Raw genomic sequence first — 12560 nt, forward strand, 5'->3', positions numbered from 1 at the left:
ATTTGTGCTTTAACCACACATTAATAAGAAGCCACTTCAAATATAATCTTCTCTTTTTACGAGTCTATTATGAAAGCAATAAATATTACTTGGAAAGCAGGCGAAGAGTTTCATGAAGGTACAGCAGGGCTGAATGCTTGGCATGAGTTTAAAGCCTACGGCAGTGTCGAATTTCTCACCCAAGAAGATCTGGCTATTGCTGATAATATGCAGCAATGGTTTATCGAGAATGAAAAGCGTATTTATGCGCTTGTCTGCGATTATGTTAATGACAACTATCAAGAATTACTTGAAGACTCAGAGTTTCTCGATGTGTTTGACGAAGATTCAGAATCTTACGAAACCTGTGTCGGCGAGGTGAGTGAAGCCGATATGCAGGCTGGGGATATCTTTAAGTTAATGCAACTCTCTGCGTTTGTTTTACATCACCCTGACAAAAATGCCGTTGGGATGATTTTTGAATGTGCTTGGGACGAAGAACATGGCTTTGGCATTGTGATCCAAGGGGATGAAATTATCTCCCAAGATGGTGCACAAGTTGCTTATAGGAAAGTATAAAGCGCCTCTAACTGAAGCGAGTTAATATAGCTTCTTTGTTTTCTACTATAAATTCTTGACTAACGGCTGCTAATTTATTGTTTGCTAATATTGTTAATGATAAGTTACCTAAGCAATTTTAGTGTAGTCATGCCTCGTTGAGGCACTCAATAGAATCATTAGGTTGAAAACAGATATGAATAATCTCGCACAAACATTACTAGATCGTCTTGCCATAACTGGCTCTGCATTGTGTGCATTGCATTGTATAGCGGGGCCGATATTGTTGCTGTTGTTCCCATCGCTGCTATCGCTTCCTGTCGGCGATCACTTTTATCATATGCTGATGGTATGGTTTGTTATTCCAACTAGCTCCATTGCGGTATTAATGGGTTGTACCCGCCATAAAGACCCAATGGTATTAGTGTTAGCTTTTTTCGGTATTGCAGGGCTTGCTATCAGCGCTATTTATGGCCATGACTTTTTAGGGGAAACTGGAGAAAAACTGGCGACTCTCGCAGCGACTTGTCTATTGATTGCTGCACATTGGCGAAATTATTCACTTTGTCGTAGTGACTCATGCGACAACGCTAAATCTAAGAAGTGATACCTCTTTTAGTTATATTGCTTGCCCCATATAAGATAAAACCAGTCAGCTTGCGCTGACTGGTTTTATTTTTCACAACAATGAGCTTTTACGTTTATTGCGGCGTTAAACCTAGCTGTTTTAGCACTAGCTTAAAGTTCTCGCGACGTTCTTTAACGTTATGAACCTCGCCAGTAGAACAAGTTAAGTTAGGACAGCCACGGTTAACGATACCAGATACATCATCAATAAAGTCAGTCCCTTTCATGCCGCCTTCAACGTACTTCTTCAGTTCGTTGTGGTAGTTCCAGTTACCATATTGACCACTTTCATCAGGGTATGCCTGTACTGAGGTTACCCAGTAAAACAGACCAGCAATCCACTTGATCTCTTTGTTCTCTTCAGAGCTACAAATTAAGCCTGGGTTTGAACAGAAATCGAGTTCGGCGTATAGCGGGTTTGCAGGTGGCGCTTCAACTGTGATGCCATCAATTGTCTTACCAATAGTTTCTGGGTCAACATGAGAGCGTCCTAAGTAATGGTTAAGTGTACCGAAGTTTTGGCGACCAGTGGTTTGAATTACACCGCGGCCCCACCAACCACAACCTTCTACGTTGTCTTGACTGCTACCATCCCAGATAAACTTACCGGCTTTTTGCTCAACGTAAGTCTTACAATCGTCACGTTCCCAAACTTGCTTAGAGGTATCTACAGAGCTAGGTACGTCATTACAGTGACCATTGTTAGTCCAGCGACCAACAGCACCGTTAACCAGCAGGCCACGTTCTTCAAGTACCGCATTAGGAGCTGCAAATACTGGCGCTGGCGCACCGTACCACTTAGCGTGCGTTAACGCGCTCACTTCCATCTTGTTATCACGTGGACAAGAGTAAGCGTGGTCTAAACCTGAATCTGGGTTAACGCCGTAATCTGCGTACTTTTGACCTAATTGACCACAGCTTGCTGTCATTGGGTAATCAGTTGGCGCACCATACTTTATTTCTGCCCAGTTATTCTCATCACAAGCGTTGTAGCGAATGGTTTCTTGCATACTTTGTGCTAAGAAGGCTGCAATAGCGACTTTGGCGTATTTGATATTGGTTGCATCATCTGCATTTTCATCGAGTAACCAGAACTTGTTGCCTGCTACACCCACGTTATGCATGGCATTTAAGCCTGTCATGAAGTCTGCCCACTTATAAACAGTAGACGGAACCCATTGTGATTGAGGCGTTTCATACAAGAATGCAGTGTTGTTCATTGTATCTTCTGCATTCGCCAGCTCTTGGTTTAATGCTTCGATAATTGTTAGATCGCCGCTATCTGTTGTTTTACCCACATAGTACAGCGGCATTTTTGCTACTTGGTATTGCTCAATTTTGCTGGTTAACTCTTCAGAGTCGGTATCAAACAAAATAGCGAAGACGTTACTGAATGCCGCTTTACGAAGCTGCGGTTTACTTGTCTGGTTACCCATAAAGTAATTTGCTGCTTGCGCTGTTGGGATCTGCTCTAGCATCGCTGGCGTGCTAACAAAGTCTGTCACTTGTTTAACGTACTCTAGCGCGTTGTGCCATTGCTCACTTGATAAGGCCTGCGTTGAGCTAGATTTAGTGAAGGCAACAAAATCTGCTTTATTTACTGCATCAGCTTGGTATAGCTCAAGCTTATCGAGTAAATCTGCTATGAATACCGACGCTTCATCCCAAACTGATTGGCGACCAGAGTGAGTATCGAAAGCAAAATCACCAATGGTTAACGACCAGCCGTAGCTTGCTTGTGGCGCAAGCGTAGCAATAATCAACTGGTGAGCTTGCGCCCAACCTTTCAAGTCGTTGGTCAGTGCGTTGATATCATCAAGATCAATGCTATTGCCAGTGATATCCATAGCCTTGATTAGCGCATCTCTAACCGCAATAGTGCTGGTCGCTAGCGCTTTATCTTGAGTAGCTTTATCAAGCACATCACTGCTGATGATGATTGATGCAGACTCAGCTTGTGCTGCCATCTCCATGATTGAAACAAAGCTGGTTGTTAGCTTATTGATATCAGTAAGGTCTGCACTCTTGCTGGTTGCAACAGTCAATGTCACTGGCGCTGCTGTTGATGGGCTAGCGACCACTAAGGTGTTTGGCCAGCCAGCGACTTCAAGGCGCACTGGGTCCATTGGGTTTGGTAGTGATAATAATGGTGCCGTGCCAGGCTCTGTGCCATCACAATTTAAATGTAGCGCCCATGAGGCATCGCTGCCTGGAAGTGTTTGAGTCCAGTAGATAGCAGAGTAGGCGATGTTGTTATGCACCATAATGTCGCCACCAGTTGCATGGTCGCCACGGGTCCAGTCTGGGTAAACATTAAAGTCAGCACACAATCCACCTGGTGGGGTCACTGGTGGGTCGATAATCTCTTCTTCAATGGTGATGTTTACATTGCTTGTGGCAGAAAGACCTTCAGCATCAGTAGCGATAGCTTTTAGGATTACGCCGCCCACTTGTGTAGGCTGCCAATCACAGCTAAACACTTGGCTAGTGGTTGCATCGAATGAACAGATTTGCTGGTTATTGGCCTTAACAACTAGTTGGGTTAGGTCATCATCCACATCGGTTGCATTGACTGAAATGGCAATGCTTTCGCTATCATTAAAGTTTGTGCCATTGCTTGGGGTGATGAACTTAACCACTGGCGCAGTGAACTCTTCTTCCGCTTCAATAGCAATGCTTACACTTACGCTTGAAGACAGACCTTCAGCATCGGTAGCAATGGCTTTTAGGCTGACATTTCCTGCTTGAGTCGGCTGCCAGTTACAGGCGTAAGTGGCCGTATTGGTCGCATTAAATGAGCAAATTTGCGCGTTATTGGCTTTGATCACCAGTTTAGTTAAATCGTCATCAACATCGGTAGCATTAACTGCAATAGCGACGGTGTCTGTTTCATTGAAGATTGCTCCATTATTAGGGGCAATGAATCTTACAGCTGGTGCAGTAAAGTCTTCTTCAGCATTATCTTTTACAGTCACTGCAACAGCTTGTTGTTTGATTTTTTGGTTATTTTTATCGAATACAAATACCTTAACCGTCGCGCTGCCTGCAGCAGTCGGTGTCCAGTTTTGCGAATACATACTCTGGCTTGGATTAACGGCTTGTTGGGATAGCTTTTGGTTGTTAGCCCAAAACTCGACTTTAGCAGCTAGTTCACCATCTACTTTGGCTTGGATCGCTGTTGCTGTATCTAGGCTTAGTACTTGGCCTGCAACTGGCGCCAGAATAGCTAGCTCGGTTGGCTCAGGATCAGGCTCACCCGGTTCGCTTGAACATTCAGTTAATTGCCAAAACCATGAGTCTGCGCTTGGGGTTTCCCATACGCCTGGATTGTTTTTAGCAATAAAGCACTGGTTAGCATAAGAAACGATATCGCCGTTGTTAACCTTGGTCTGACCTGGAATAAAGGCAATAATGTCGCCCGGCTCAGGTTCTGGCTCAGGATCGGGGTCTGGCGCAGGCTCGCCCGAGCATTCGCTGGCATCCCAAAACCATGAGCCTGCTTTTGGTGATTCCCAAACGCCAGGGCTGTTTTTGGCGATAAAGCATTCGCCATTAAAGGCAACCATATCGCCATTTTGAACTTTTGTTTCTCCCGGTACAAAAGTGATAACACTCGATGTGAGTGTTGCGTCTGCGGCATACAGGTAGCCACTGAACATCACGCTAGTTAAAGCGACAGTTATTTTATTTATTTTTATCAAGGTTTAGATCTTCTTTTATTCATTTATCGGTGTAGATAAACGGATTAATTATTCAAGAAGTGGGTCATGGATGAGCTATGAAATATTTAAGCCCATAACCAACAAACTCTGTTATAGATTAAAAATGAGTTGCCTATAGTGCCAAACACACCACTAAGTTAGTTGTACGAGGGGGCATATGAATAGCTAATATAGGAAACACATTCACGGCGAAGATATCAGGTAGATGTCAGTAATACACTCAGTTTTTAGCATGTTAAAGTGCAACAGAACAAAGAAAAAACAGTTGGTTGTTTTTTAATAAGTCTTTGACTTGAAGACGGAAATTTATATTCCGCTTTGGCGGAAGACTGTTACGTATTCTGGCTAGATCAAGTTGAGGGTTTATTTAAAATGCAGGCATAAAACTTTACTTAAAAACAATTCCCGTAACAGTATGCATTCATTGGGGGATATGGATGCGAACAACTATTTAGATCCAATATTGACTTCAGTTATATTGTTAAGCATAAGCAGCGATTTAGTCAGCAGCTAAATAACCATTAGCCTGATTAAAGCTGCTTGTTTAAATTATCCCTTTTATTTTCCCAGCTAAAACCATCTGTAAACCTTCATGAGAAATGGTACCAAACTGCTTATTTCAAGAATTTCCATGACGCCCCTTTTGTTGTGTCGTACTCAAGTGATATTTGGTACGAATTTGAAAGTTTAATTAACACAATATACAAGTTTATTGGGGGCAATTAGCCTTGATATTGAAGGTCAATTTTTTATAGCCATGTATGAAAATAGCTGATTTTGATAGTTATCTATATTTAAATTCGCTCACTGGTTAATGGGTTGTTAGTTTTTTCTTGCTGAGACGGGTTGGCTTTAAAGTTATTTAAAACATCGATTTACACTTTTTGTGAGCGTTTTCCAGTTCAGTCTTTGATGTTTTTTAGCTCTAAATGTTACCGTTTTGTTGCACTTTGGTATATTGTATCCACAACGAGCTCATTAAGGAGGTTGGCTCATAAGTAACAGGCGAGCTCAGTTGTAGGAGTATGGATTACGTCTGAAATAATCCATTTAGAAGGAATACACAATGAAACCAAATCATCTCATGGTTGCGCTAGGCTTATTTAGTGCGTCATCGCTGGCTCAGCCAGTGGTATCCATGGAGTCGGAGATAGTCTCTCCTAAAAGCATGCTTTCTTTACACGCTTTATCTAAGCAACCAATGGGCGCTAAGGGCGTTGCTGGTTCTACGGCCACTGAAGGCTGTGAAACCTTTATTGGGTTAAACGGCTGGGGGCTCGTAGATAAGCTTGTTACTTCTGATCCTCAATGTGTTAGCCCGCTGTTTAATTTACGTGGTAGCGATGCTACGGCGTTATTCAGTGAAAGTAATATGCGTACGGCGTTAGCTGGAGTTCGTGACCGAGCATTACGTTATACTGGTGTCGATACTGATGGTATTGAGTCACTGATTTACTATATACGAGCCGCGCGTTATGTGCAGTTCTACAGCCCAGACGATGTACCAACTTATTCTAGTGGCGTGGAGGCAGACACCAAGACAGCGCTTGATAATCTATTCAATAATGATGCAACTTGGGTTGCCAGTGATGAAAATGCCGGTGTATTGAAAGAAGCATTGATCCTAGTTGACTCTTCAGGCTTAGGTGCTTATTTCAACTGGACAACCAAAAAGGTTTTAGCTGAATACGATAGCAGCTGGGAATCATCTTGGGCGATGAATGGTGCTGCTAATGCGATTTTTACGACCCTATTCCGTGGCCAATGGGATGATGATCTTCAGGCTCTTTTTGCCAGTGACCCGTCAATTCTTGATGATCTCTACAACTTCCAATCACGCAATCGTCATCTGTTAGGTACTGATGCACAGTACGTATTAGTTAATGCAGTTCGCGAGATGTCTCGCTTTTATTATATTGATGCGCTAATTCCTAAAGCAACATCACTTGTGAAGTCAGTATTGTCTAGCACTTCAAAAGAAGATTCGACTGATGTACTTTGGCTAGCCGCTGCTGAAATGGCAGATTATTACGATAGAGCTAATTGTAATGCATATGATATTTGTGGCTTTAAGTATGAGCTAGAGAAAGAAACGCTGAGCTTTAACTATAAGTGCTCTGATAGCCTGAAACTTAGAGCACAATCTATGTATAACGACCAAGCTGCCTGGGCTTGTGCAGTGTTAGGTGATCAAGAAGATTACTTCCATAGTAAGCTTGCTACCGGTAATCAACCCGTAGCCAATGATAATAACAGTGACCTAGAATTGGTTATTTTTGACAGCTCAAGCGATTACCAGTCATATGCAGGCACATTCTTTGGTATTGCTACCAACAATGGTGGTATGTATCTGGAAGGTTCACCGGCAGGCTTGAAAAACCAAGCAAGATTTATTGCTTATGAAGCCGAGTGGCGTCAGCCTGATTTCCATATTTGGAACCTGCAGCATGAATATGTGCACTATCTAGATGGTCGCTTCAATTTATATGGTGACTTTGGCCGTAGTATCTCAGCGAATACAATTTGGTGGATTGAAGGCTTGGCGGAATACATCTCTTATCGTGATGCGAATATAAGCGCCATTGAGATGGGAGAAACGCAGGAATTTGCCTTATCTACTATCTTCGAAAATAACTATGAGTCAGGTCAGGATCGGATTTATCGCTGGGGCTACCTTGCAGTACGGTTCATGTTTGAAAAACACCGTGACGATGTTAATCAAATCTTAGACTTATTAAGAAATAATAAGTATGAAGAGTATCAAGCGCTGCTAGATAATATTGGTACGAGCTATGACAACGAGTGGCGTGGCTGGCTAACAAGTGGTCTTAGCACTGGCAATAACGGTATTGTTGATAAAGGTCCAAGTGATGTTGATGCACTAGAAAGTGGCACCGCAGGAAATTGGGCTGGCTCTCCATCGACCATTAGTACTGATTACTCTCTATGCGTGCCGATTGACGAAGCTAATCGACATGATCCAGGCAGTTCATCTTTGACCTTAGATACACCAATTGAGTGTGTTGATTCTCAACAAGGTCGTGCTAGCTTTGCTTTTGCAAATACCGACAATAGTAATGGTACGTTATGGATCCGTACTCGCGGTGGTTGGGGAGATGCTGATATTTACTACAACTCAGGCAACTGGGCGAGTGGTGAGCAGAACGAAGGCTTTGGTATTGGTAATGGTAACTATGAAGTGATTGAGGTGCAGCTCAACCCTGATGAGTATTGGCACTATATTACACTTTCTGGTGATTTTGGTGGTGTTGAGTTTATTGCCAGCACAACTGCAATAGATGTGGAAAATGATCCTGGAGCAACAGATCCAACAGATCCAACAGATCCAACAGACCCAACCGATCCAACGGATCCAGTAGACCCGGTTGTTCCTCATTGTGGAACTGCAACGACTAACTATGGCCAGATCTATTATGATCAGAGCGAGTGTATTAGTGGCGGTCGTAATAGTTTCTATATCTTCGTCGAAGAAGATAATACCAACTTGACGATTAACCTCGAAGGTGGAAACGGCAACGCGGATCTTTACTACAACTCAAGTACATGGGCGGGTATTGATAGTGCTGAAGCCACTTCCGTTTCTGCGGGAAACAGTGAAGTGATCAATGTTGTTGCTCATCGAGGCTGGCGTTACTTTGCTGTAGACAGTGGTACAGAGTTCAGTGGTGTAACATTGAGCGTGAGTAAAGGTGGTTCGGTGACACCTGTTGACCCAGTAGGACAGATCGCTGACCAGTGCGCCAGCTCTGCAGCTGTGTCATATTCTGAGATCGCCAATGGTATCCCGGTATGTGCTTCAGACGGTCGCAATGATTACTACCTATACATTGCAGAAGGAACACAAAGCTTGAATATTCGCAGTGATCATGGCTCGGGGAACTTGAGTATCTATGTTGGTACGAGTTGGTCGAATGCGAACAGCTACGATTACGCATCGACTAATGCCGATACTAACCAAGAATCGATTACAGTTTCTAACCCGCCAGTAGGTTGGTATTACATTACCGTGCAAAGTGAACCAAGCGCCAGTGGCGCAAGCGTTCAGGTTGATGTGAAGTAAGCCGCTGTTTTGAGGGCTCCTTAAGGAGCCCTTTTTTTTAAGTATGATGAGGAGCTAGAATGATTAGATTATGGATATTGTTGTCAGTGTTCGTTGCTAATATTGCTTTTGCAGCTGATGAAGACAGTAAGCGCCGCCAAGCAAGTGCATTGCTAACGGTGATTAAGGCTGAAAAGATGCTACAACAAGAGCAATTTAAGCTGCAGGGACAATATAGCCATCTATTGAAGGACTATCGAATTCCGGCTAATCAACGAGTACTTGAGGATCTGTTTCGCGAGAAAGCGTTTGATTATGCTAGTCAAACTTTGAGTTGGGAGCAGCTAGAGCCACCTATTATAGAGGCATATGCTAAGCAATATACAGAAGAGGAGCTGCTAAGTTTAACCCGTTTTTTTGGATCTGATATAGGCCAAAAGTTTTTAAAGACTCAACCAAAACTGGCTGCGAATGTTGATCACATTGTGAGTAAACAGCGAAAATTAGTGAGTGAACAGTTTACAGTCTTGATTGCAGAGTTTGTGAAGCAAGCAGGGCTAACTCAACCCCTAATGCCAAGCCACGACTCCGCGGCACATCATTCTCCAAATAGCCACCCAATTGCGCCGCCATCAAAATCTAGCCAACATATTGGCCATTAGTTTTACTGATTATATCTAAGAGCTGTGGCGATAGCCTGCTAAGCAGGCTTAGGTATGAGTTATTCTCTTCTTGGGCTGCTTTGACTTATAGGCGCCTGGATAGGAGCTTGATGGTTGGGGTGTGAAACAACACCTTGTCCGTTTGCTGGCGGAGCCATAGGTGGTATGCCCACAGGAGGTGGAGGCGGTACTGGCCTGTTACTCGCTTGGACGGTTTCTACCTTGTCGCTATCAGTTTTTTGTCGGTTTAGAGCATCTTGTTGAGATGGACTTGTAGCAGAGTCTTTAGCGTATACCTCGTTAGCTGAGGACACTTTAGGTAGCTGGCTCACTGTTGGCTCAGCGCCGTCAGTAAGAGGGGGCTGCTGATTACTTTGATCATTTGAGCCTTGGTTGATGATAAACACACCTAATAGCGCCACCGCGGTAATACCAATTGCAATTTTATTATTCATTTTATAACCATCCTTGCGTAAGTTAAGTGTTTAACCTAACAGTTGTGCAGATTGTATGCAATTTGTTGCGGAAAAATGAATATTAATCGTCTTTGTAAGTATTAGGGCGGAGAGGCTTACATAATAAGACCGGCCTTGGCTGTTAACACATTAGCTTATTCACGTTTTAGCTACAGTAGCTCACGCTTAAATAAATTGACGCCATTTGAGAAGCTTTCCTGGTTAAGCGACTAAATGCTTTACCTAATGAGTCGTTAATTCTTCAAAGATAACATCTGTTTAAGCTGATATTTTTCAGCGTCTGTTAGCATAGTCTCGTGGGCGACTTGTATGTTAGTCGGGCAGATAGCAGTGTTGTCTAGTACCTTATCAAACACTTGAAAATGGCTGCCTGAGATGGTTCGATACTGGCAGATAAGCAAATTATCATCAGTATTCGATTTGACTAAATTGGCGGTTACAGCTGTATTGGGTGAGGCATGAACGCTACCAATTGAAATCGCCAAGGTCAGAGCGATAGTGGTTACCGTTTTCGTGGCAGTGGTAAACATATTCGCAGTTATTGCTAACATCTCAGTTAATTGCTTCATCTATCGCCTCTGCTTAATAATCCTTATTTGATACTCACTATAAAGGCAGAATGCTGTACGGAAACTTAACGCATGCTTGTATCTGTTCTCACTAAGGAGAAGTAAAAAGCGAGCGGACTCGCGGCAATAGTATTATGGCAACTATCACCACTGCAACGATGTGTACGTTCAACATATCAATATGCTAATGATGATGGCTTAAGTGAGCAGGTACTTAGGTGTTAAGCATGCCCAGAAAGGGCTTTAGCGTTGTTACCGTTAAATTGTATTTTATGAACACTCCCTTGGTTTGAAGGCTTGTTGGTATTTACGGTTTAAGTCACTGTTATTTATTCTTTTATTTGTTATGTTGTTGACGCCGTATTTATATGTTTGCAGATGCCAATAGCAAGGCGATTGTTAACTTGACGCTATCAAAAAAGCTAGCTAAGCGTAGCCAATAATTTTGGCTATTGTTGATCTAAATAGGTTTGCTGAACCCGAGCCTATCTTACTCTAGAGTTTATCGATGATAAAACCAGTACATTTGTTTCTTTTAGCGCTGCCTTTAGTTGTTCTGCAGGGCTGTAATACAACTTATCAACCACCTCAACCCACATCTGTCGAAGCTAATGCCAACAGCCTATTTGTTGAGGCAAACCTGTACCAACATACTGGTGAATACGATAAAGAATATGATCTGTTGCAGCAGATCATCACAGCTTACCCTAACACCCGTGCTGCTGTTGTTAGCTCATTGGAAGTAGGTAAGTTAACCGACAAAGTGTTTAATGGCGGCATAAAAAAAGATAGCGATAAGTATCCGCAATCCAGCTACCAAGACTTACTGAGGTCATTAGCTAAGGCATTGAAAAGTAAAGATGCTAATTATCTGGTTTATCATTTAAGTCAATATGCAAACCTTCCTGATGTAGACGTTGATCAGGATATTATCGAAACCATGCAAAGCTTGTTAGATACTAACGATCCTCGAGTCACCTCTATAATCGATAATATCAATCTGCTGTTAGATAACGATGTTCAGCCTGAATTTTATCAGGCACAGGAAAAGCAAGGTGCTGTGCTTTATCAAATGCATTGGCAAGACATTAGAGGCTTTCGACTGATTAGGGCCAATAAAAACTACTACTGGCAGTTAAGATAATGAAAAAAAATAAGCATCCAAGCAACACATTAATGAATGCATCTTTATTGTTATTAACCCTGAATTGTTCCAATTTCAGCTTTGCAGCTGTCGATGCAGCTAATGCTGTTAATCTTGAGTTTGTTACTGCAAAACAGCTGGAAGATAGCATCCAGTTAAATCAGGCTTATGAAAAATACCAACAAATTTCCGAGCAAAATAGCGAGTCAGTAATCGGAAAGTTGAGTAAAACTCGACTCAATGAGCTCGATACTCAAGTATTTAGAAATGGCGTTAAAGTGGATAATGACACCTATCCTCAGGAGAGTAAGTTGGCGCTGATTAATTCAGTGGTTAAAGCGCTATCGAACCATGATTATCAATACTTTTTTGCTCACTTAGTCATGCCAGAAAATGGAACTGTATATTTTGAAGGGGTGGAGCAGGAGGAGTATAACAAGCTTATTGAGCAAGTCTCTGAGCTAAAGGCCGATACTCGCGAACGCCTTATTAATGATTACAAAGCCATTGCCGTGAGTTTACAAAACGAAACGGAAACGTCATTTGCTAGTGCAATCAGTAATGCAGAACAGAGTCAATTTAACCTATCGATAAATGGTTGTTTTATCGCAGGTTCGATTAACACTTGTTATAACTATCGAACAGCGCAAGGTCACCGCCACATCATTTTGGAGCAAGCGGGCCGCTTCTATTTATCAGGGGTATAATCGCTAATAAGGCTGTGAGCAAATAAAAGGACGCGAGTTAGCGTCCTTTATCATGA

At 42.6% G+C, this 12560-nt stretch carries 9 protein-coding genes; 6 read left to right on the forward strand and 3 right to left on the reverse strand.

Features of this window, described 5'->3' with window-relative positions; translation table 11 throughout:
* The first annotated feature begins 69 nt into the window (after positions 1 to 69).
* Complete coding sequence (locus tag K5Q73_RS00610; RefSeq protein WP_220758653.1) at positions 70 to 558, forward strand: hypothetical protein; 489 nt, start codon at positions 70 to 72, stop codon at positions 556 to 558.
* Positions 559 to 733: 175 nt separating this feature from the next.
* Entirely contained in the window at positions 734 to 1144 is a 411-nt protein-coding gene (locus K5Q73_RS00615) for a MerC domain-containing protein (RefSeq protein ID WP_220758652.1), read from the forward strand.
* 94 nt (positions 1145 to 1238) lie between these two features.
* Here the strand turns inward: K5Q73_RS00615 and K5Q73_RS00620 are convergent, their stop codons facing one another.
* Positions 1239 to 4865, reverse strand: coding sequence for an Ig-like domain-containing protein (locus tag K5Q73_RS00620; RefSeq protein ID WP_220758651.1), 3627 nt, complete (start codon positions 4863 to 4865; stop codon positions 1239 to 1241).
* A gap of 1087 nt (positions 4866 to 5952) precedes the next feature.
* Between K5Q73_RS00620 and K5Q73_RS00625 the strand changes: the two genes are divergently transcribed.
* Entirely contained in the window at positions 5953 to 8967 is a 3015-nt protein-coding gene (locus K5Q73_RS00625) for a M9 family metallopeptidase (protein WP_220758650.1), read from the forward strand.
* Positions 8968 to 9026: 59 nt separating this feature from the next.
* Positions 9027 to 9608, forward strand: a complete 582-nt coding sequence (locus K5Q73_RS00630; protein ID WP_220758649.1) for a DUF2059 domain-containing protein — start codon at positions 9027 to 9029, stop codon at positions 9606 to 9608.
* Positions 9609 to 9667: 59 nt separating this feature from the next.
* On the opposite strand, the gene K5Q73_RS00635 is transcribed toward K5Q73_RS00630, so the two are convergent.
* Positions 9668 to 10063, reverse strand: a complete 396-nt coding sequence (locus K5Q73_RS00635) for a hypothetical protein (RefSeq protein WP_220758648.1) — start codon at positions 10061 to 10063, stop codon at positions 9668 to 9670.
* Positions 10064 to 10317: 254 nt separating this feature from the next.
* The gene (locus tag K5Q73_RS00640) at positions 10318 to 10653 is read right to left on the reverse strand and encodes a hypothetical protein (RefSeq protein ID WP_220758647.1); all 336 of its coding nucleotides are present in this window, start codon (positions 10651 to 10653) and stop codon (positions 10318 to 10320) included.
* Positions 10654 to 11161: 508 nt separating this feature from the next.
* Here K5Q73_RS00640 and K5Q73_RS00645 point away from each other — a divergent pair.
* Entirely contained in the window at positions 11162 to 11797 is a 636-nt protein-coding gene (locus K5Q73_RS00645) for a hypothetical protein (RefSeq protein ID WP_220758646.1), read from the forward strand.
* Entirely contained in the window at positions 11797 to 12504 is a 708-nt protein-coding gene (locus K5Q73_RS00650) for a hypothetical protein (protein WP_220758645.1), read from the forward strand. The genes K5Q73_RS00645 and K5Q73_RS00650 overlap by 1 nt, the downstream gene beginning before the upstream one ends.
* Positions 12505 to 12560 lie beyond the last annotated feature (56 nt).

This window comes from Shewanella sp. MBTL60-112-B2 (genome assembly GCF_019655055.1).
Taxonomy (GTDB): domain Bacteria; phylum Pseudomonadota; class Gammaproteobacteria; order Enterobacterales; family Shewanellaceae; genus Shewanella.

What these genes read in the sequence shown, in the direction of transcription:
- K5Q73_RS00610 (WP_220758653.1), top strand. Translation starts at nt 70, where the DNA reads ATGAAAGCAATAAATATTACTTGGAAAGCAGGCGAAGAGTTTCATGAA.
- K5Q73_RS00615 (WP_220758652.1), top strand. Translation starts at nt 734, where the DNA reads ATGAATAATCTCGCACAAACATTACTAGATCGTCTTGCCATAACTGGC.
- K5Q73_RS00625 (WP_220758650.1), top strand. Translation starts at nt 5,953, where the DNA reads ATGAAACCAAATCATCTCATGGTTGCGCTAGGCTTATTTAGTGCGTCA.
- K5Q73_RS00630 (WP_220758649.1), top strand. Translation starts at nt 9,027, where the DNA reads ATGATTAGATTATGGATATTGTTGTCAGTGTTCGTTGCTAATATTGCT.
- K5Q73_RS00635 (WP_220758648.1), bottom strand. Translation starts at nt 10,063, where the DNA reads ATGAATAATAAAATTGCAATTGGTATTACCGCGGTGGCGCTATTAGGT.
- K5Q73_RS00640 (WP_220758647.1), bottom strand. Translation starts at nt 10,653, where the DNA reads ATGAAGCAATTAACTGAGATGTTAGCAATAACTGCGAATATGTTTACC.
- K5Q73_RS00645 (WP_220758646.1), top strand. Translation starts at nt 11,162, where the DNA reads ATGATAAAACCAGTACATTTGTTTCTTTTAGCGCTGCCTTTAGTTGTT.
- K5Q73_RS00650 (WP_220758645.1), top strand. Translation starts at nt 11,797, where the DNA reads ATGAAAAAAAATAAGCATCCAAGCAACACATTAATGAATGCATCTTTA.